The organism is Aquimarina litoralis, assembly GCF_019295435.1.
GTDB classification, from domain to species: Bacteria; Bacteroidota; Bacteroidia; order Flavobacteriales; family Flavobacteriaceae; genus Aquimarina; species Aquimarina litoralis_A.
Window position 1 is genome coordinate 50194 of sequence record NZ_WEKL01000110.1, and the last position, 21190, is coordinate 71383.

At 31.0% G+C, this 21190-nt stretch carries 19 protein-coding genes; 7 read left to right on the forward strand and 12 right to left on the reverse strand.

Going from position 1 to position 21190, the window contains the following annotated elements; genetic code table 11:
* Positions 1-15: 15 nt before the first annotated feature.
* Together GBO31_RS25075 and GBO31_RS25080 are read right to left on the reverse strand one after the other, a co-directional pair.
* Complete coding sequence (locus GBO31_RS25075; protein WP_219011383.1) at positions 16-1317, reverse strand: sodium:solute symporter family transporter; 1302 nt, start codon at positions 1315-1317, stop codon at positions 16-18.
* Positions 1318-1427: 110 nt separating this feature from the next.
* The gene (locus GBO31_RS25080) at positions 1428-1637 is read right to left on the reverse strand and encodes a hypothetical protein (RefSeq protein ID WP_219011384.1); all 210 of its coding nucleotides are present in this window, start codon (positions 1635-1637) and stop codon (positions 1428-1430) included.
* 112 nt (positions 1638-1749) lie between these two features.
* Here GBO31_RS25080 and GBO31_RS25085 point away from each other — a divergent pair, with 112 nt between their 5' ends.
* Entirely contained in the window at positions 1750-2103 is a 354-nt protein-coding gene (locus GBO31_RS25085; protein ID WP_219011385.1) for a hypothetical protein, read from the forward strand.
* An 85-nt stretch (positions 2104-2188) separates the two neighbouring features.
* Here the strand turns inward: GBO31_RS25085 and GBO31_RS25090 are convergent, their stop codons facing one another.
* Entirely contained in the window at positions 2189-4360 is a 2172-nt protein-coding gene (locus GBO31_RS25090) for an endonuclease MutS2 (protein ID WP_219011386.1), read from the reverse strand.
* 148 nt (positions 4361-4508) lie between these two features.
* On the opposite strand from GBO31_RS25090, the gene GBO31_RS25095 reads away from it, so the two are divergent.
* A complete protein-coding gene (locus tag GBO31_RS25095; protein WP_219011387.1) occupies positions 4509-5174 on the forward strand; it encodes a uracil-DNA glycosylase in 666 nt (221 codons plus the stop codon).
* 11 nt (positions 5175-5185) lie between these two features.
* Here GBO31_RS25095 and GBO31_RS25100 read toward each other — a convergent pair whose 3' ends face one another.
* The 9 genes from GBO31_RS25100 to GBO31_RS25140 form a co-directional block, all read right to left on the reverse strand.
* A complete protein-coding gene (locus GBO31_RS25100; protein ID WP_219011388.1) occupies positions 5186-5356 on the reverse strand; it encodes a hypothetical protein in 171 nt (56 codons plus the stop codon).
* 263 nt (positions 5357-5619) lie between these two features.
* The gene (locus tag GBO31_RS25105) at positions 5620-6210 is read right to left on the reverse strand and encodes a hypothetical protein (protein ID WP_219011389.1); all 591 of its coding nucleotides are present in this window, start codon (positions 6208-6210) and stop codon (positions 5620-5622) included.
* Positions 6211-6392: 182 nt separating this feature from the next.
* Positions 6393-6977 carry a hypothetical protein gene (locus tag GBO31_RS25110; protein ID WP_219011390.1) on the reverse strand — a complete coding sequence of 195 codons (585 nt, stop codon included), beginning with the start codon at positions 6975-6977 and terminating at the stop codon, positions 6393-6395.
* 55 nt (positions 6978-7032) lie between these two features.
* Complete coding sequence (locus tag GBO31_RS25115) at positions 7033-7884, reverse strand: substrate-binding domain-containing protein (RefSeq protein ID WP_219011391.1); 852 nt, start codon at positions 7882-7884, stop codon at positions 7033-7035.
* A 281-nt stretch (positions 7885-8165) separates the two neighbouring features.
* Positions 8166-10244: a polyphosphate kinase 1 gene (ppk1, locus tag GBO31_RS25120; protein WP_219011392.1), complete on the reverse strand. Its 2079-nt coding sequence runs from the start codon at positions 10242-10244 to the stop codon at positions 8166-8168.
* Positions 10245-10301: 57 nt separating this feature from the next.
* Positions 10302-11174 carry a nucleoside phosphorylase gene (locus GBO31_RS25125; RefSeq protein ID WP_219011393.1) on the reverse strand — a complete coding sequence of 291 codons (873 nt, stop codon included), beginning with the start codon at positions 11172-11174 and terminating at the stop codon, positions 10302-10304.
* Position 11175: 1 nt separating this feature from the next.
* Positions 11176-12114 carry a DUF1835 domain-containing protein gene (locus GBO31_RS25130; RefSeq protein WP_219011394.1) on the reverse strand — a complete coding sequence of 313 codons (939 nt, stop codon included), beginning with the start codon at positions 12112-12114 and terminating at the stop codon, positions 11176-11178.
* 31 nt (positions 12115-12145) lie between these two features.
* Positions 12146-12475, reverse strand: coding sequence for a translation initiation factor (locus GBO31_RS25135; protein ID WP_219011395.1), 330 nt, complete (start codon positions 12473-12475; stop codon positions 12146-12148).
* 8 nt (positions 12476-12483) lie between these two features.
* On the reverse strand, positions 12484-13434 hold the full coding sequence (locus GBO31_RS25140; protein WP_219011396.1) for an isopenicillin N synthase family dioxygenase: 951 nt from the start codon (positions 13432-13434) through the stop codon (positions 12484-12486).
* A gap of 291 nt (positions 13435-13725) precedes the next feature.
* On the opposite strand from GBO31_RS25140, the gene GBO31_RS25145 reads away from it, so the two are divergent.
* The 5 genes from GBO31_RS25145 to GBO31_RS25165 all read left to right on the forward strand — a co-directional run bounded on the left by GBO31_RS25145 (position 13726) and on the right by GBO31_RS25165 (position 21171).
* Entirely contained in the window at positions 13726-15726 is a 2001-nt protein-coding gene (locus tag GBO31_RS25145; RefSeq protein ID WP_219011397.1) for an alpha-ketoacid dehydrogenase subunit alpha/beta, read from the forward strand.
* Positions 15727-15983: 257 nt separating this feature from the next.
* On the forward strand, positions 15984-16982 hold the full coding sequence (locus GBO31_RS25150) for an SDR family oxidoreductase (protein WP_219011398.1): 999 nt from the start codon (positions 15984-15986) through the stop codon (positions 16980-16982).
* 34 nt (positions 16983-17016) lie between these two features.
* Entirely contained in the window at positions 17017-18297 is a 1281-nt protein-coding gene (locus GBO31_RS25155; protein ID WP_219011399.1) for a nucleotide sugar dehydrogenase, read from the forward strand.
* 44 nt (positions 18298-18341) lie between these two features.
* Positions 18342-19883, forward strand: a complete 1542-nt coding sequence (locus GBO31_RS25160) for an oligosaccharide flippase family protein (protein ID WP_219011400.1) — start codon at positions 18342-18344, stop codon at positions 19881-19883.
* A gap of 7 nt (positions 19884-19890) precedes the next feature.
* Positions 19891-21171 carry a hypothetical protein gene (locus GBO31_RS25165; protein WP_219011401.1) on the forward strand — a complete coding sequence of 427 codons (1281 nt, stop codon included), beginning with the start codon at positions 19891-19893 and terminating at the stop codon, positions 21169-21171.
* Positions 21172-21190: the final 19 nt, after the last annotated feature.

The following is a 21190-nucleotide window of genomic DNA, read 5'->3' on the forward strand; positions in this document are numbered from 1 at the left end:
GATACTTTAACAGCACTACTTAGATCTATAGATCAGTCCTAATAGTGATCCTAAAAGAACAGTGATAGCTATAGTAGGTTTAGGCCCAAAAATAACTAAGCCTATTATCAATCCGGTAACTCCACCAAGAGCGCTTGCGATAAAACGACCACTATTTTTCTTATTACGTATCACATATATCATAGCAACAGAAAGTGTCATTCTCAATGCTGCACCTACAATTGTAATATCTACTATGCTTTTCCAGAAATGAGCAATGATGAAAGCTATAATAATTGTGATAACTGTAGTATAACGTAATAATAGTACCTTTCGCTTTTCTGAAGATTGATAAATGAGATGAGAAGATACTGCAAAAACAGAAGTATCAGCAGTACTCATTAATCCTGCAAAAAATAGGACTAGTAATATAGGTAACCATGAAGTTGAAACCAGGTTTTGCATTGCATAAATAAATACCATATCAGGATCCAAACCAGCATTCTGTTGATACACATAAAGTCCAACTAACAATAATAAAAATGCAATAAAAAGTACAGGTATAATGGCTAAACCTAACCCTTTTTTTAATGACTTAATGTCTTTTGCAGCATAACAAAGCTGATATCTGTCGGCTAATCCAAATACAGATAACCCTCCATACAAAGTTAGTCCTAATATACTTCCGATTTGTACACTTTCACTTGGCTTAGTAGATATAATGGTAGTAAAATCATTTAAATCAAACATATTAAAAAGCAATAAACATAGAAATATTATGATAATAACTGCTTGAATAATATCTGTAATGATCACTGCTTTAAAGCCAGAAAACAAAACATAGATTAAAACAACAGAAGCCGTGATAATAAGCGATATATCATAGGAAAATAACCCAAAATATTCAATCACTTTTGCTCCACCAGCTAATGATAATAATATCCAAAAGAATTGTACAACTACTGTAATTATATTGGTAATTAATGATGTGGTTGTATTATTAGTAACAAAAGCTGGTAAATCACCTTGTGTATAAAAGTTCCCTTTTAGAGATAAGCCCTTAATTTTTGGAGCCGCCCAAAATGCAAATAGTAGATAACCGATTACAGAACCAATGGACATTGCAAAAAGTCCCCATCCAAATTTATAGGCATAGCCAGTATAAGTAATTAAGGTGCTTACACCAATCGCTCCAGCAAATTTGGAGAACAAAATGGCCCAACCACTGCGATTTCTACCTCCTATTAAAAAATCTTCTTTTGTAGAAGATCTTGATAAATATATAGATATACCAATGATAAGTATACAATAAGAAACTAAGTAAAGATAGATTTGCATAGAAAGCAGATGATTGATGTAGATCAAAAATAACTAAATACAACAATTTTGAAAGTCATTACAATGGTAAATTCTTGTAAAGACGTTTTTGAACATGCTTATGTATGGTATTACTTTTTTTTAATATCCACAATATCAATTACATCTACTTCCATGTAGTCTGCAATTTTTTGTAAACGTTCAAAATCTTTTGCTAGATTTTTCTTTTTCACAATATAGTCTCCAGCTTGAGGTGTAATTCCTAATGCCTTAGAAATTCCATAAACAGTTTTGCTTCCTTTACTTTTTTTTAAAAGCTTTTTTAGTTTCCTGTTAACCATTGTTAATAGTGTTATATAGAATAAATATACAAATAAATTTTTATTAAAAAAATATTTGATTATTCAAATAATAATTGTATATTCGAATCATACAAATCAAAACCGCCTAAAAATGAAACTCGTATTAGTAATTGCATTATTTTGTGTAACCTTTGGAAACGCTGCTTGTCTGTATTCGAATCCAGTAAATGAGAAGGATAAAAAGGAAAAGAAAAATGAGAAAGAAGAAAACGCCTTGGTTTCAAGGAATTTTCATTCTATTAAAAAATGGAAAATGACAGTTGAGTATTCTAATGGAGATGTTATTTCTAAAACAATTGAAATTAATGAAGAAGCTTCTTTAAGTGCGATGGAATTAGCGTTTATAGAAGCAGAAAAGTATATAAAAACCTTAAAAAGAGTAAAGAGCTACAATGTATCTCCTATTTCAAAAAATTCATTTGTGTTATTAGCAGGAGGGAAGTAATAATCACTTGACTTAACCTATGTAAAAAGGCCATTAGTGTTTTACTAATGGCCTTTGCTTTTGGTTCAACTATTTAGTTTTTCAGCTATTTTTTTCTCTCCACAAATTCAAGCTGTTCTATAGCTACATTGGTAGTAAAAATACCATAGTTTACTACTGCCTTTCCCTTTTCCAACGTATCTATGGTACCTATAGACTTTCCATCAATCATACGCACTCGATCTCCAATTTTGAGTACCATTTTTGGTTTTGCCTGTTCTATTTTTTCTTCCTCCTTCTTTTGTTCTTTTTTCTTTTCCCTAATTACTTCTACCTTTTTTTCAACTTCCTTAACTACCTTTTCTTGCCTTGCTTTTTTAGCTTTTCTCTGTTTGGCAGTTTGTTTTTTTCGCTTAGAGTTTTCTACCTGTACAATTTTCATAAATTCATCGATAAGTTCTCTTTTCTTCTTAGTGTGAAAGTACTTTTCGCTGATTTCATTTAGTTTTTGCCCAAGATAGATCATTCGTTGATTACTGTCATATAATTCTTGGTAGCTTTCTAATTTTAACTGTAATCGTTGATTGATCTTATCTAATCGTTCTTTTTCTTCTTCTGCTTTTTGCTCTTTAGTTTTAAGAGAAGAAGTAGTTTTCTGTAGTTTTGATCGTTCTCGTTGAAGATTTGCAATGCTTTTGTCAAATCTAATTTTACCACGTTCTACTTTCTTTTTTGCTTTATTTATTAGGCTATAGGGAATCCCATTTTTTTGAGCCACTTCAAAAGTGAAAGAGCTTCCAGCTTCTCCAAGGTAAAGTTTAAAAAGTGGTTCTAAAGTACGAGAATCAAAAAGCATATTGGCATTTGTCATATTAGGAAGTTCATTAGCTAACATTTTTAAGTTAGCATAATGTGTGGTAATAATACCAAATGATTCACGTTCGTAAAATACTTCTAAAAAAGCTTCCGCCAAAGCTCCACCTAGTTCAGGATCACTTCCAGTTCCAAACTCATCAATAAGGAATAGTGTTTTATCATTACATTTTCTAAGAAAATAGTTCATGTTTTTTAGGCGATAACTGTAGGTACTTAGATGATTTTCGATAGATTGATTATCTCCAATATCAGTGAGTATGGTAGTAAACAAGCACATTCTACTATATTCATGAACAGGTATTAACATACCACTTTGTAACATGATTTGCAGTAATCCAACAGTTTTTAGGGTAATACTTTTTCCACCAGCATTTGGCCCTGAAATTACAATAATCCGGTTGTTTTTATCTAAAGAAATGGTTTGTGGATGTGTCTTTTCACCTTTTTCAAGATTATTTAAGTAGAGAAGGGGATGATACGCATCTTTAATGGTTAGTTCTCGATCTTCTGTTATTTTCGGCAAAACACCATTTAATTTAGTAGCATATTTAGTTTTAGCAGCTACAACATCTACATGGCTCAAATATTCTTGAAATTCTTTTAATAGCTCTATAAAAGGCCTAATTTTATTGGTAAGTACTTTGAGTATTTTGACTATTTCTTCACGTTCTTCATATTGAAGGTTACTTAAAGTTCGACTAAATTGTAATGTAGCTTCAGGTTCTATATATACAATACTTCCTGTTTTAGAATTGCCCATAATCGCTCCTTTAACTTTTTTACGATACATGGCTTTAACGGCTAAAACTCTTCTATTGTCAACTACACTTTCTTTTATTTCGTCCAGATATCCTAAGCTATTATATCTACTAAGATCTCTTCCGAAACTTCCATTTAATTTCCCTTGTACTTCGTGTATATTTTTTCGAAGCACTTTAAGAGTAGGAGAGGCGTCATCTCTGATATCACCAAATTTATCAATAACCGAATCTATCAGGTGTATTATTTCCTTAGTATGAGTTATGTTCTCTGATGTCTGATGAAGTACTGGATAAAGTTCTTTATTCTTATTAAAAAAACTCAGTAATTCATTTGTGGTTAGATTTATAGAGGTGATTTTCTTTAGATTAAAGCTTTCCAAAAACGTATTTTCAATTCCTAATAACTTTAATTCAGTATCAATACTATCAAATCCATGATTNGGAATCCTAGCATCATTTAAATAAGAAGATTTGTATTCAAAAACCTCTTGTAGAGCTATATGCAAATCTTCCTTTTTGGAAAATGGAACAATGTTTAAAGCTTTCGCTTTTCCATACTCGGTATTGCATAACTCTTCGATATGATTTAATACGGTGTCGAATTCTAAGTCTTTAAGCGTTTTTTCTGAAATGCGAATCATGTTTTGGCCCTAATCTTTTTAGGATATATTCTTTAAATGTTAATTTCTTTGTTATAAAACTTGAAATAAGGTATAATTTTTAAAAAGTATTTGTCATAATTTTACGACGAAGCAAATGTAAACAATTGCATATTTTTTTGATACTAACATGGATGTAAATATTGAAGATAGCTGGAAAGCACAATTAACAACTGAATTTGATAAGCCATACTTTAAAACTTTGGTTGATTTTGTAAAAACAGAGTATAAAACACAAACTTGTTTTCCTAAAGGTTCAGAGATTTTTGCAGCGTTTGATCATTGTAGTTACGATGATGTGAAAGTAGTCATTATAGGTCAAGATCCTTATCATGGAGTTGGACAAGCTCATGGTTTATGTTTTTCAGTTAATGAGGGAATTGCAATGCCTCCATCTTTGATAAATATTTTTAAAGAAATAGAAACGGATTTAAATGTAGCCTTTCCTCCAAATGGTAATTTAGAACGTTGGGCAAAACAAGGAGTTTTATTATTAAACGCGACTTTAACAGTTCGAGCCCATCAGGCTGGTTCTCATCAAGGAAAAGGCTGGGAAAAATTCACAGACGCAGTTATACAATTGATATCAAATAATAAAAAAGATGTTGTCTTCTTGCTATGGGGTGGTTTTGCTAAGAAAAAAGGAGCTAAAATAGATACCCAGAAACATTTAGTTCTCAATAGTGGTCATCCATCACCATTAAGTGCTAACAGAGGATTTTGGTTTGGTAATAAACACTTTAGTAAAACAAATGAATATCTACAGGAGTCAAATAGATCGCCAATTAAATGGTAAAATCGATTTATTTATGCAGCTTTTGCTATTCTAGTTGTTTTAGCTTTTCCAATCTTGGTCTCAGATGCCGATTTAAGAGCTTTAGCCTTCTTTTTATTAGTATCAACTGATTGAACACTAAATTTTAGAAGTACAAAATTGAAAGCTATTAATCCTCCAAGTATTAGTAAGAATGTTGCCATAATTGATTTGTTAGTTAATCATTAGATGTAAAAACCTTGATAAGGTTGCGTACACTTTCATAATTGATTATTGGGGTAGGCGTGGCAAATGTACAAAAATATTTAATTCATAGACTGTGGAAAGCCCGTAATCTTTAGATTTCATCATATCTTAAAGATTTATTATATAAAATTTATGATCTGCTAAAAAAATATTAAAAATTTAAACATTTACCACGATTACCGCTATTTATGTAACGCTTATATTCTTCTATACCCTACCTTTAAAATCTATAACCTAAATATAAGTTGGGTCTTACAATGATCTCAGGGCTTTTATCGCTGAATAAATTTCTTCCTATACCAAAGCCTATATCAAGAAAAAAACCATTTTTAGTAACAAATTTTCCCCCAACGCCAAAACCTAAGGCAAAATCTGTGAAATCCTCAGAAATATCTCTAAAGCCTGTTAATTCTCCATCAGTGTTCAATACTCTAACGGTATTGTCAGAATCACCTGTAGATAACATTCCAAATCCTTCAAGATAAAAACCTCTTGCTACTCTGCTACCAAAAAAATATTTATAATGTCCCGTTATAGCTAATTTTTTGTCAAAAATACCATCTCTATCTACAATATCTCCATCATTATCTATATCCTCACTAAATCTGTAAAATAAGTCAACACCGATACTGTTATTGCTTGTTAAGACTCTTTCATAAGAAACATCTAATGCCGCAAAAGCAATGATATTAATAGGATTTATTCCAATTTCATTTTTATTAATGTCTCTTGGAAACTTATTTGTAGTGTCTTGCGAAAAAGATATATATGAAGTTAATAAGGTAATAATGGTAATTAATAATAATCTCATTTTTTTGTTTTTTAATTTATAGTACCCACGTTTTGTAGATTACACCTAAAACAAATACTATATAAAATACCCTACCAAAAAACTATAAACTTGGTAGGGAAGGTTATTATTTTTTCTAGAATATTATTGACGGGAAAGAATATGCAGTCTCTAATTCTATTAAGATTTATTCAATCCAATCTTTAAAAACGATATCCGATATATAAATTAGGTCTTATTATAATCTCTGGAGCATCATTATTAAATAGATTTCGTCCAATTCCAAAACCTATATCTATTAAAAATCCATTACGAGCTACAAATTTTCCACCAACTCCAAACCCTAATGCAAAATCTGTAAAATCCTCTTCTATTTCGTCTACTCTTATAAAATTTCCTTGAGTATCAAAAACATCTATAAATTTTTCATCCTCTCCCGAAGAAAGCATTCCAAAACCTTCTACATAAAACCCTCTAGCTACTCGATCACCAAAAAAGTATTTAAACTTTGTTGTAAAAGCAATTTCTTTTTCAAATATATCATCACTATCAAAAGAATCATCGTCATCTCTATCTGCTAATCGATAAAATAAATCGAAACCAATAGTGCTATTATTATTTAATACTCTTTCATAACCAACGTCGAGAGCTCCAAAAGCGATTATATTTAATGGGTTGAGACTAAGTTCATTTTTATTAATGTCTCTTTTAGGAAGGTTGGATTGATCCTGTGCAAGAGCAAATTGAAACGAGCATAAAACGATGCTAACAATTAAAAGTGGTTTCATAATAATTAAGTTGTTTTCCTTTGTAAGCAAGATGTCTGATATGCAAAAAGGTTGCTTATATTTCGAAAATTAAATTTTTAGATGCCACAGTTTTATCTATAATTTTTAATTCAAGTAGTTGATTTTGGACTTTTTCCAATGTTTTAACATCTATTAAAGATTGACTCCATTCAGTAAGCTGTAACCATTCTTGAATATCAGTTAATTGTTGATCATAACGATAAGAAAGTGTTTTGTCGATACTAGGGATTTTTTTGAAATCCAATGTGGTAGTATTGATTATTTCTAAAATGTTTTGGATCTGAACTAAGTGGGAGTCTAAAACCTTCTCTCTAACAGCTATTACAAAACAGGGCCAAGGAGTAGGGCAGTCTGCAACTCTTCTAAATATATTATCGTCTACAAGTGGTTTGGTTGTAAAATGTTCCCACATGAAATAATCTGCTGTGTTATTAGTCAATGCTTTAATAGCGCCATCTAAGTTTTTAATTACTTCAAATTTTAAATTAGAAGTATCCCAACCATTATTTTGAGCATTAACATATGCCATTAGATGTGATCCCGATCCATATCTACTTATGGCTGCGGAAGTATTTTGAAGATCTTCAATTGAATTAAATTTAGAGTGATACCCTACATGAATACCCCAAATTAAAGGTGTTTGAATATAAGTTTGTACAATTTTGGAAGGATTACCAGCAATAATATCTTTTACAATTCCCTCTGTGAGTATGATTGCCATATCTATGGTTTCATTTCTTAATGCTTCACACATAGCACCAGTACCTCCAGGAAAATCTGTCCATTCTAGATGAATATCTTTTTTTTGATATGCATTTTCTTCTATTGTTAAATGCCATGGTAAATTAAAATGCTCTGGAACTCCTCCAATTCTTATTGTTTGCATATGATGTTACATGAATTTTGTTAAAAAATGCATTTTAACGATAAAAAAATGCATTTTATCGTTTTTTGATAAAATAATTCGCTATTTTTGAAATACAAATCTGATATGTTCGACTATATTAGCGTTGTATAACCCAAAATAACACAATAATTGTCATGAAGAATAATTTTTTACAAAACAAAAATCCTAAAGTTAAGGTAGCAAAATTAAAGAATAACACTTTAGAAAATGGAATCGTGATTTTTATTGCTTTACTTTTGGTTACGAATCTTTTAATTAGTCTAAAAATATTGTTTGGATAACATATTTTCTGAAGAATGTATCTGATTTAGATATATTCTTATACTATTTTGAGATTGTATGGACGGTTTGTCGTCCATTTTCTTTTTATAATCGTTCTTAGCTTCCGCATCTTGTATTCTAGCTTTTACATTATCCATTAATTGTATATTAAGAATAGTCTCTAATTCTTTTTTACAATCAGCATCTAAAATAGGTACTAATACTTCAATACGTTTATCTAAATTTCGTGTCATCCAATCTGCACTTCCTATAAAAGTTTTGGAATCTCCACCATTTTCAAAATGATAAATTCTTCCATGTTCTAAATATCTATCAACAATACTTGTTATTTTGATATTTGCACTTATGTTTTCCAAACCTGGAATCAAACAAGTAAAACCTCTTACTAATAGTTCGATTTGTACTCCTGAGTTACTCGCTTCATATAATTTTTTAATTATATTTTTATCCTCTAAACTATTTAGTTTGGCTTTAATTCCCTCAGTTTTTCCTTTTTTGGCATTTTCTATTTCATTATCGATTAATTCCTCAAAGGTTTTTCGAGCAGTAAAAGGAGCTACTAATAAATGTTTTGGTTTAGGAAGAATCATTTTGCCAGATAGTACTTCAAAAACCTCTATCAAGTCTTTAGTAATTTTTGGATTAGAAGTAAATAATCCATGATCGCAATATATTTTAGATGTTTTCGCATTAAAATTACCTGTTCCTATATATGCATAGGATACTAAAGCATTTTTTTCTTTTCGTTTAATCAATAGAATTTTAGAATGTACTTTGATATTAGGGTAACTGTAAAATACAGAAGCGCCTTTTTCTTCAAATATCTTACCCCACTTCAAATTGTTTTTTTCGTCAAAACGTGCTTTCGCTTCAATAAAAACGGTAACTTTTTTACCATTTTCCAAAGCTTTTAATAATGAATTGGTAAGTTCGGATTCTTTGGCTACACGATACAAAGAAATTTTTATTTCTGTTACGCTTTGATCAGTTGCGGCTTGATTAATAAAACTTTGTACATAATCGAAAGACATATAGGGGAAATGTACTAATTGATCTTTGCTAGCAATGACCCTAAAGTAGTTTGTGTTTTGATCAAAAATACAATGCTTTATTTCATGGGCATCTGGAAAATGCAGCGCATCGTTATTTGTGGGATCAGGAAAGCTAAAAAAATCACTAAAATTATGATATTTACCACCAGGCATCATATCTACTTTTCCTAGTTTTAATAGTTTTCTGATAGTAGTCTTAAGGGTTTTGGGCATTGATGCATCGAAAAGTAAGCGAGTTGGTTGACCATGATCTCTTTGTGACAAAGAATTTTTGATTTTCTGTGCTAAAATGCCCTCAAATTCATCCTCAATATATAATTCGGCGTCTCTTGACAATTTTATTTGATAGCAATTCGCTATTCTTTGATGCTCAAAAATTTGATGTAAGTTTGGTTTTATAATATCATCTAGAAATGTAATATAGTGCTTCCTATTCTCAGCAGGTAGACATATAAATCTATCTAAAGTATCTGATGGGATATTTACAATTCCAAACGCTTCACTTTCTTCAAAAGTAACTACATAATAAAGTTTGTTGTTTTCTAGAAATAACTCATCTTCATTTAAATCTGTGATCAATTTTGAGTGAATCAAAGGAAGTATATTAGAATTAAAGTATTGGGTAGCAAACTGATGTTGATCAGGATTGTAAGATGGATAATCAGTTAAATATATGTTGTTTTTGGCGAGTTCTGGAATGAGTTGATTAAAAAAAATCTTTCCAAATCTTTCTTGTTGAACCTTAACTAATTTTATTATTTCTTTTACCTGCTTATTAGGTTTTAAAGCAAGTTTCTTTCTTAATTTCTTATCGATCTTTTTTATTTGACGTAATCTTGAGACTCTTACTCTAAAATACTCATCCAAATTGGAAGAGAATATTGCTAAGAACTTTAATCTTTCATAAAGAGGATTTGTCGGATCTTCAGCTTCCTGTAAAACTCGTTCATTAAAACTTAACCAATTTACATCTCTATCGTGATAGGGGTATTTATTTTCATTCATATTTAAAATTAAGTTATCCAGGATATTTTGATTTTAACTAAAAGTTAAATTTGATTTCTAGAAACTTGTAATTTTATCTAGCGTATATCTAATTAGTTTATCTACCGTTTTTTCAGGTTTTTCACTAAACTCTCCTGTGGCTCTATTTGCAAGGATAGCATTCATAGATACAGCACGATGTCCTAAAAGTTTTGCCATTCCATAAATTCCTGCAGTTTCCATCTCTAAATTTGTTATTTTCTTATCAGCATAACTAAAAGAGGCTATTTTTTGATTCAATAATTCATCAGAAGTTGATAATCTTAAAACTCTACCTTGAGGTCCATAAAAACCAACATTTGTGATCGTAAACCCTTTAGAAGTTTGATCGCTTTGCATATGTCTACCTAGTTTCTTATCAAAAGAAACTACATATGGAGTAGATTTATCCTTACTCCAATCCAGATGTTCCATTAAGGGGTCTGAAATTTGAGGAAATTGTATCTCTTTACTATCATAAAAATGCAATAAACTATCAAAACCAATAGCAATTTCTGATACTATAAAACTATCTATTGGAATTTCTGATTGTATGGCTCCAGAAGTACCAATACGGATAAAATTAAGAGAGGTATGCTTATCTTTTATTTCTTTCGTTTGTAAATCAATATTGACTAATGCATCTAATTCATTAAAAACAATATCTATGTTGTCAGTACCAATACCAGTAGAAATTACGGTTAATCGTTTTCCTTTATATATTCCTGTTTGTGTATGAAATTCTCTTTTTCTTGTAGTATGTTCAATTGTTTCAAAGTATTGTGTAACCTTTTCAACTCTATCTGGATCCCCAACAGTAATTATTGTAGGAGCTAAGTGCTCTGGTTTTAAGTTTAAGTGATAAATACTACCATCTGGATTTAGTATAAGTTCAGATTTAGCTATGGGCATTTTATAATTTTAATAAGTTATTTGTTTCGTTATTATAGAGATAGTCATATTTTTTGACACCTCCATAATACCAGTCTAACATTTGAGTATTGNAAAAATTTTTCTTTTGTTGTAGTGCTAATTTTCCTCTTTCTGATAGTAAGAGACGTTCTTTTGTTTGATCAAAAAACTGAAATAACCTTGCCAACACACGTTTCATCTGCATATCACCATACCCATAAAACCCTTGATATTCCAGAGCATACCCCATTAATTGTTTTATATTTTTAATTTGATAATTGTGGACCATTTCCAGGATATTATGCTCCAAAGTATTGAGTCCGGTTAGCATATTGGGAAATCTTTGTAAATGCGCCCGCAAACAAATAGAAAGGTAATCAAAAGAAGACTGCTGTTTAATTTGTCCAGCAATTTTTTTCGGATTAGCTTCACAATATAATGTCCACACATGAGAGGCAAGTTCTAGATCATTAAGATTTAGTAAGACTTTTTGTTCATAATGCTTTTTTAATTGAATGTCTGACAATTCTCCTAAACCTAAACATTTTTTTACGTTTTCCACACGTCCACTGCATACCAAATAAACAGGAGTATCTTTAATTCCTTTACGCAGCAATAAACTAATTGCTGCAATCATATTAATATGACAGAATAGATCATACTCGAACCATAGAATGATTTCATCATATTTATCTATAGCATCAAGTTTGTCTAGCTGTGTAACAAATTTTTTCTGGTAATCGGCATTTGGGATTCTGTAATACTTTTTTAGAAATTCTTTTCGTAAAGTTATTCCTTTTTCGGATTCAATTTTAATAGCAGTAGGGCCTTCACAGAGCATTTCTCTCCAAATCAAGAATTCTCCGTTTACAAGATTTAGCTCTGTTAAGCGATCCGTTATAGCATCGCCGTTTGTTATATGTAATGTTTTAGACCCCAAAATTATATCGTTATTTTTTTAATTCAGAAAATTATCCTCCAACTCTTTTTACTTTAAAACCTTTAGAGGTAAGGATATCCATAATTTTATCCCTATAATCACCTTGAATAATTATTTGTTCATTTTTAAAACTTCCACCAACACTTAAGGTTGTTTTGATTTCTTTAGCAAGTTTTTTAAAATCTTCATCCGCGCCGGTATATCCTTCTAATATAGTAATTGGTTTTCCCTTTCGTTTCTCATACTTACAGATAATTGGATCCTCTTGCATCCATATATCATTATTTGTTGTTTCTGTTTTCTCTTCCTCTATATATTCGTGATCAGGAAATAAGTTTTTTAATTGATCTTTTAAATCCATTTCTTAATTTATTTCTTTATCAATCCTATTTCTACCAACCGTTGATGAAGAAATTCTCCAGCAGTAATATCATCATATTGTTTAGGGTTATCATTTGTGATACATTCATCTAAACAATTCAATTTCATATCACTTCTTGGATGCATAAAAAACGGAATTGAATATCTAGGTTTACTCCATTGTTCTTTTGGAGGGTTTACAACTCTATGAATTGTGGAGCGTAGTTTATTATTGGTATGGCGCTCTAACATATCACCTACATTAATTACCAATTCATCCTCTTGTGGTATAGCATCTATCCATTCACCATCTTTGCGTTGTACTTGAAGACCACCTGTAGAAGCACCCATTAATAATGTAATAAGATTAATATCTCCATGTGCTCCAGCTCTTACAGCTCCTTTAGGCTCTTCGGTAATTGGAGGATAATGTATAGGTCTCAATATACTATTACCGTTGCTCGCCCAATGATCGAAATAATGTTCATCTAATCCGATATAAATTGCTAAAGCTCTTAATACATAAATACCTGTTTTTTCAAGCATTTTGTAGGCTTCCATACCGGTAAGATTAAAATCTTTTAGTTCTTCTACTAAAACATTAGGTGGGTATTCTTCGATCAGATTTGCATCCGCATCTGGTTCTTGTCCAAAATGCCAAAACTCTTTTAAATCTCCTTCTTTTTTTCCTTTTGCATGCTCTTTTCCAAAAGAAATATAACCTCTTTGACCTCCTAGTCCTTCAATTTCATATTTCTGTTTGTTTTCAAGGGGTAATGCAAAAAATGCTTTGACTTCTTTATATAATTCGTCGACAAGATTATCACTCAAAAAATGATTCTTTAATGCAACAAAACCTATTTCTTCATAGGCTTTTCCAATTTCATCAACAAACTTCTGTTTACGTGCTGCGTCTTCAGACAAAAAGTCTGCAAGATCAACGCTTGGTATATTATTCATGGTGGTATTATTTACTAAATCTAAAATAGATGTATTTCATTAAATATACATCATGGTTCATCTATTTTTTTAAGGCATCAATGAGCAATGTCAAAATAGTTATTTTTTAACATAAATCAATAAAGACATAGTAAATTTAATTAATTCATTGATTTGTTTGCGTTAAATTAACAACTACTTAATAGTATTCTTATCTCAGTTATTAAACTGAGATAAAAATAACTACATTTACTAAGCTATCTTTCTGTTTTTTGAAAGTTGAATTTGTTTCATTAATTGATTTTAAATAATATGGCAGAGGAAAAATTGTTGTTAGATTTTGATAAAAAACACTACAGTAATGAACTGTTAATTTCTTTATATACTAAAATGTTGAGACCAAGATTGGTTGAAGAAAAAATGCTCATATTATTAAGGCAAGGAAAAATTTCAAAATGGTTTAGTGGTATTGGTCAAGAAGCAATCTCAGTTGGTGTAACTGCAGCTTTAGAAAATGATGAATATATTTTACCAATGCATCGTAATCTTGGAGTTTTTACATCTCGAAATATACCCTTAGATAGGCTTTTCAGTCAATGGCAAGGAAAAGCGAATGGATTTACCAATGGAAGAGACCGTTCATTCCATTTTGGTTCTCAGGAGTTCAATTTAGTTGGTATGATATCTCATTTGGGACCTCAGTTGGGAGTTGCTTGTGGTATTTCGTTGGCTAATTTGTTGCAAAGAAATAATAAGGTAACTGCAGTTTTTACAGGTGAAGGAGGAACAAGTGAAGGTGATTTTCATGAGGCTTTGAATATTGCCTCGGTATGGAACTTGCCTGTTATCTTTTGTATTGAAAATAATGGTTATGGTTTATCTACACCTACCAAAGAACAATATAACTGTACTGACCTTGCCGATCGAGGAAAAGGCTATGGAATGGAGTCGTATATAGTAGATGGGAATAATATATTGGAGGTTTATAATACTATGTGTAAAGTGGTTTCAGAGATCAGACAAAATCCAAAACCTGTACTCATTGAATTCAAAACATTTAGAATGAGAGGACATGAAGAAGCAAGTGGTACTAAATATGTACCTGAAGAACTTATGAGTTATTGGACCCAGAAAGATCCTATTGAAAATTATAAACATTTTTTATTAGAGAATGCTATATTATCAGAGGCAAAGGATTTAATTATACAATCTGAAATAAAGGAAGAAATTGATACAAATTGGAAGAAAACCAATGAAGAAGAAACAATTTCAATTGATCTTGGTAAAGAACTTAATGATGTTTATAAAGCGTATCCTTTTATTAGAACAGACCCTTTAAATAATTTAACTGAAGAGTTAAGGTTCATCGATGCTATTTCTGAGGCTTTAAAGGAAGGGATGCGTAAATATAATAATATGGTTATCATGGGGCAAGATATTGCTGATTATGGAGGTGTGTTCAAGATAACAGAGAATTTTATTGATGAATTTGGAAAAGAAAGAGTTAGAAATACTCCAATTTGCGAATCTGGAATAGTTTCTACAGCATATGGATTATCTGTAAATGGTTTTAAAGCTATTGTAGAGATGCAATTTGCTGACTTTGTATCTTCAGGTTTTAATCCTATTGTAAATTTATTGGCAAAGTCCAATTACCGTTGGAATCAGGCAGCTGATGTTGTAATCCGAATGCCTTGCGGAGGTGGTGTAGGAGCAGGTCCTTTTCATAGTCAAACTAATGAAGCCTGGTTTACTAAAACACCAGGTTTAAAAGTAGTTTACCCTGCTTTTCCTGCAGATGCTAAAGGGTTATTGCTAGCGGCAATTGAAGATCCAAACCCTGTATTGTTTTTTGAACATAAAGCATTGTATCGTAGCATAAGACAGCAAGTACCCACGAGTTACTATACTACTCCAATTGGAAAAGCTGTTTCGCTAACCCGTGGTGAAGATATCACAATAATAACATATGGTGCAGGTGTTCATTGGGCTCTGGATATTTTGGAAAAACATAAAGAAATAACTCCGGATCTTATTGATCTTAGAACTTTGAAACCATTAGATTTAGATATGATAATAGAATCTGTAAAAAAGACCGGAAAAGCTATAATATTACAGGAAGATTCTATGTTTGGTGGAATTGCGTCGGATATTTCAGCATTGATAATGGAACATTGTTTTGAGTATTTAGATGCACCCGTAAAAAGAGTTTCTAGCTTGGATACACCAATTCCTTTTGAATCCAACTTAGAAAAGCAATATTTAGCAAAAAATAGGTTTGAAAAAGAGTTGATGGAACTCTACAGGTATTAATACCTGATTTTGCTTTTCGAAAACGTTTTTGTTAATAAAATCGACTTAGAATTTATATTTTTGATTTACAGTTAGTTATAGATTTATGAATCGATGAATTGATTTTTTTATAGGATGACGGAACATTAAGTATTTATTAAGGGTTAAAATCCCCTTACATATATGTTGTGTGTTCTATTGTTAAATATTAATTTCGCGCTGTCTATGTTTAAAGCATAGCGCAGGGGATTAAAAATCAAGGGGTAATACAAAAATACATGAACACTAACCAATTGGAACTATTAAGTTCTTCAACTGTTTTAGTAACAGGAGCAGCAGGTTTTATAGGATCAAACTTATGTGAAGCACTACTAGAAAGAGGTAGTACAGTTATCGGTTTAGATAATTTTGCAACTGGTCATAAAAAAAACCTATCTACATTAAATGAAAATTCTAATTTCACTTTTATTGAAGGAGATATCAGAAATATTGATGATTGCCATAAGGCATGCAAAAATGTAGACTATATATTACATCAAGCAGCATTAGGATCTGTACCCAGATCTATTAATGATCCAATCACTAGTAATGACGTAAATGTAGGAGGTTTTTTGAATATGCTTGTTGCTGCTAGAGATGCAGGTGTAAAAAGATTTATTTATGCAGCGAGCTCCTCAACCTATGGTGATTCAAAATCACTTCCAAAAATAGAAGATAATATTGGGAAGCCTTTATCGCCTTATGCCATTACTAAATATGTCAATGAGTTGTACGCTGATAATTTCAAGAAAACGTATGATTTAGATACTGTAGGTTTACGATATTTTAATGTTTTTGGAAGAAAACAGGATCCAAATGGAGCATATGCCGCAGTTATTCCAAAGTTTGTTATGCAATTCATGAAGCATGAATCACCTGTAATTAATGGAGATGGATCTTTCTCAAGAGATTTCACATACATTGATAATGTGATTCAAATGAATCTTAGAGCCATTGTTTCTGATAATCAAGAGGCATTAAACAACGTATATAATACTGCATTTGGAGAGAGAACAACGTTAAATGAATTGGTAACATTATTAAAGGAGTACCTTTCGGAGTTTGATTCTAAAATAAAAGATGTAGAAGTGAAAAATGGTCCGGAAAGAAAAGGTGATGTACCGCATTCTTTAGCATCTGTAGATAAAGCTAAAATACTACTTGGATATGATCCAGAGTTTGATATGAAATCTGGACTAAAAGAAGCTGTAAAATGGTACTGGAATAATCTTAAATAGATATTTCCAATACATAAATATAATAACCACAACCATGCAAAATATTAAAATAGGAATCATAGGTTTAGGATATGTTGGGCTTCCTTTAGCTAGACTTTTCGCAACTAAATTTCCCGTAATTGGTTTTGATATAAATCAAAAGAGAATTGATGAATTAAGATCAGGTACAGATACTACTTTAGAAGTTGAGGATGATGTGCTTCAATCNGTTTTAACCGAAAATAGTAAAATGGAAAAAGGGCTTTTTTGCTCTTCGAACCTTGATGATATAAAAGATTGTAATTATTATATAGTTACGGTTCCTACACCTGTTGATAAAAATAACAGACCTGACTTAACACCGTTGTATAAGTCTAGTGAAACTGTTGGTAAAGTCCTTAAAGTAGGTGATATAGTTATTTATGAATCTACAGTGTATCCTGGAGTTACAGAGGAAGAGTGTATCCCTGTTCTAGAAAAGATAAGTGGCTTAACATTCAATGTTGATTTTTATGCAGGGTATTCTCCAGAGCGAATTAATCCAGGAGATAAATTACATACAGTAGAAAAAATCCTAAAAGTAACAGCTGGTTCTACTCCTGAGATAGGAAAAAAAGTAGATGATTTATATGCTTCGGTAATAACTGCAGGTACTCATTTAGCACCTACGATTAAAGTAGCAGAAGCTGCAAAGGTTATTGAAAATTCACAGCGAGACATCAATATTGCTTTCGTAAATGAATTAGCAAAGATTTTCAATCTTATGGATATTGATACCAATGATGTTCTTGAAGCTGCTGGAACAAAATGGAACTTTTTACCATTTAAGCCAGGATTAGTAGGAGGTCATTGTATAGGTGTAGACCCATATTATTTAGCACAAAGAGCACAAGAGTTTGGATATCATCCTGAAATCATTTTAGCTGGGAGAAGATTAAATGATAGTATGGGACAATATGTAGCTTCTGAAGTTATCAAACTGATGGTTAATCATGATATAAAGATTAAAGGTGCAAATATTTTAGTGTTAGGGATTACATTTAAAGAGAATTGTCCTGATGTAAGAAATACTAGAGCTGTAGACGTTATAAATAACCTAAAAGATTTTGGTACAGAGGTTAATATTTATGATCCTTGGGCAAATCCAGCTGAAGTATTGCATGAATACGGCTTAACAACCATAAATGAATTACCAGATGATACCTTTGATGCAGTGGTATTGACTGTTGCTCACAAGGAATATCTTGATATCGATTTAAAGTCATTATTAAAACCCAATGGTGTTTTATATGATGTAAAAGGAATATTAAAAGAAGAAGTACACGGAAGATTATAAGTGTATTTCCTATTTAAATAAAGACAACTTCTAAACCAACCACATTGAGCCAACTAAAAAAAGGAGCTTTATTAACGTATCTGAAAATCTTTTTGATTAACGTTATTGGGATTGTGATAACCCCTTTAATAGTTAGTTATTTAGGAAAGGATGAATATGGAATATTTAATGCTATTGGTGCATTGATAGGAACTATTGCTTTGCTTGACTTTGGTTTGACAAATACAGTAGTTAGATTTATTGCCAAATATAGGGCAGAAAAAGATAGAGAAGGAGAAGAGAACTTTTTAGGAACTGTACGCATATTATATGCTACGGTGTCAACATTAGTGGTTATTTCAGGATCGATTTTTTATTTTTTTATTGATACTTACTTTACCAAATTTAATGCGGAAGAGTTAAGAATAGCTAAAATTATGTTTGTGATTTTAGTTTTCAACTTAGCAATTCAACTACCAGGAATGATATTTACAGGTATTTGTAAAGGATATGAAAAATTTGTTTTTCCGGAATCTGTGGGAATCATAAGGTATATTTTAAGATCATTAACTATTGTATGTGTTCTGTATTTTGGAGGAAGAGCTATAGCTTTAGTTATTGTGGATACGCTTTTTAATATACTTACGATTTCCGTATCTGCATACTATGTATTAGTAAAATTAAAAGTTAGATTTAAACTACATAAGTTTTCAAAAAGCTTTATACTCCAGATATTTCAATATTCTAGTTGGATTTTTCTTTTTGCTATTGTAAATATGTTACAATGGAAATCAGGAAGCTGGGTATTAGGGGCTATTAGTATTCCTAAAGTATTGGGTATTTATGGAATTGGAATAGCGTTGGGTACTTATTATGGTGCGTTTTCTACCGCTATTTCTAGTGTTTTCTTGCCGAGAGCGACACAAATGTCCGTTAATAACGCAAGTGGCGAAGAATTAACTAATATGATGATAAAATTAGGAAGATTATCTTTTATCATCCTAATGTATATTTTCGGTGCTTTTCTTTTATATGGAGAACAATTTATCAATCTTTGGGTAGGAGGAGGAGAGTCTGCTGTAAATGGTAGATATACAATAGAAGAATGCAAAGAGATTTATATGATTGCATTGATCATAATGATTGGTTATACGCTACCATTATTACAAGCATTTGGTAATTCCATTTTGGAAGCGAAGAATAAACTTTCTTTTAAGGCTATTTTGTATCTAAGTTTTATGATCTTAGGAGTTATTGCTGGAGGGTTTTTAGCGATGCAATACAGCGCCACAGGAATGATTATTGGCTTGGTAGGTGGATGGATGATTGTTCAAAATGTGATGAACTTTTATTATCATCATACTATAGGACTTAATATTATTCGCTTTTTTAAAGAGTTATTTCATAAAGTAATATTCGTAGTGCTACTGGTAGTTGCTGCTGGTTATTTTATAAATTACATTCCTGGTAATGGGTGGATTAGTTTTATTGCCAAAGGAGTTTCATATACAGTGGTTTTTGCTACAATGATGTATACAATAGGAATGTTAGAATACGAAAGAGAATTGTTTAGAAAACCCATTGTTTCTTTATTGAAACGTAAATAATGTAATCATGGATACTTTAAAATTAAAAGCAATTACATATTCAGATAATGGTCATAAGATTAATTATGAGTATACAGTAGGTGCTGATATCCAAAAGTTCTTTGTGGAGAAAGAATCATTTTATTCTAAATATCAAATAGACATAAGTTCTACTCCAGAAAGCATAGCTGTGATTCCATTTTTAAGTAATGTTTTGCCGATGGCTTGGTTTGCTGGGTTTGATATAGAAGTTGATGAAGTTGATGAAGATTTTTACAACGCTCAGGAAAAAATAAAACAGGAGTTTGCTAAACGAGATGTACCTAGTGATTTTACAGGGAAATTAGTAGCTAAAAAAATAGTAAAAAATACTATTGAAGGTGTAAAACCGGCAATGCTTTTTAGTGGTGGTGTAGATGCATATGCTACCTACATTAGAATTTACGACCAAAAGCCTGATTTAATAACATTGCACGGAGCCGATATTACCATCGAAGATAAGGATCAGTGGAAGGAGTTTACAGATTTTATTGAAAGTGAAGACTTATTGGTAGATAATAATAAGGAATACATTGAAACGAATCTGAGAGATTTTTATACATATCAGGTTGAGTTGTTATTAAAAGATATTGGTTGGTGGGGTAAAGTACAACATGGTCTGGCTTTAGTAGGATCTATTGCACCCTTATCATTTATTCATAAATACAGTTCGGTTTATATTGCCTCTTCCTACACAGATCATATAGATATAGATTGGGGATCTACTCCAGAAATTGATGAAAAAATTACTTGGGGATCTGGTTTTCAAGTTTTTCATGATGGTTATGAATTAAAAAGACAGGATAAAGTAGATTTAATTGCAAAATTTGCTGCTGATCAAAATAAAAGATTTAGACTAAGAGTATGTTATTCTGAAAAAAGAACTGATTTTAATTGTAGCTATTGCGAGAAATGTTTTAGAACAATAATGGGGCTTATTTTGAACAATCAAAACCCGAATGAATACGGTTTTAATGTRGATGGATCCGTTTATGATAAGATTTATCAAATTTTACATATAGGTTCTGGAAGCAAAGGAGTAAAATATTTTTGGTGGGAACTTATGGAAAAAGCTAAAAGTGTGGATACTTTTTTTGTTTTTGACAATAAGGAAATTGAAACTAGTCATATCAACGATTTCAGAAATGGAAAGGTGGACAGACTTTTAGAAGAAAAAATTAATAATGCAAATAAGGGAACGAATAGATTAAAGTTTATTATTAGAAATAAATTCCCTTGGTTACAAAAAATATATAGAAAACTAAAGTAGATACAAATAAGCTACATTG

Coding starts and splice junctions, on each gene's coding strand:
- GBO31_RS25075 (WP_219011383.1), bottom strand. CDS start 1,317: ATGCAAATCTATCTTTACTTAGTTTCTTATTGTATACTTATCATTGGT.
- GBO31_RS25080 (WP_219011384.1), bottom strand. CDS start 1,637: ATGGTTAACAGGAAACTAAAAAAGCTTTTAAAAAAAAGTAAAGGAAGC.
- GBO31_RS25085 (WP_219011385.1), top strand. CDS start 1,750: ATGAAACTCGTATTAGTAATTGCATTATTTTGTGTAACCTTTGGAAAC.
- GBO31_RS25095 (WP_219011387.1), top strand. CDS start 4,509: ATGGATGTAAATATTGAAGATAGCTGGAAAGCACAATTAACAACTGAA.
- GBO31_RS25100 (WP_219011388.1), bottom strand. CDS start 5,356: ATGGCAACATTCTTACTAATACTTGGAGGATTAATAGCTTTCAATTTT.
- GBO31_RS25105 (WP_219011389.1), bottom strand. CDS start 6,210: ATGAGATTATTATTAATTACCATTATTACCTTATTAACTTCATATATA.
- GBO31_RS25110 (WP_219011390.1), bottom strand. CDS start 6,977: ATGAAACCACTTTTAATTGTTAGCATCGTTTTATGCTCGTTTCAATTT.
- GBO31_RS25115 (WP_219011391.1), bottom strand. CDS start 7,884: ATGCAAACAATAAGAATTGGAGGAGTTCCAGAGCATTTTAATTTACCA.
- ppk1 (WP_219011392.1), bottom strand. CDS start 10,244: ATGAATGAAAATAAATACCCCTATCACGATAGAGATGTAAATTGGTTA.
- GBO31_RS25125 (WP_219011393.1), bottom strand. CDS start 11,174: ATGCCCATAGCTAAATCTGAACTTATACTAAATCCAGATGGTAGTATT.
- GBO31_RS25135 (WP_219011395.1), bottom strand. CDS start 12,475: ATGGATTTAAAAGATCAATTAAAAAACTTATTTCCTGATCACGAATAT.
- GBO31_RS25140 (WP_219011396.1), bottom strand. CDS start 13,434: ATGAATAATATACCAAGCGTTGATCTTGCAGACTTTTTGTCTGAAGAC.
- GBO31_RS25145 (WP_219011397.1), top strand. CDS start 13,726: ATGGCAGAGGAAAAATTGTTGTTAGATTTTGATAAAAAACACTACAGT.
- GBO31_RS25150 (WP_219011398.1), top strand. CDS start 15,984: ATGAACACTAACCAATTGGAACTATTAAGTTCTTCAACTGTTTTAGTA.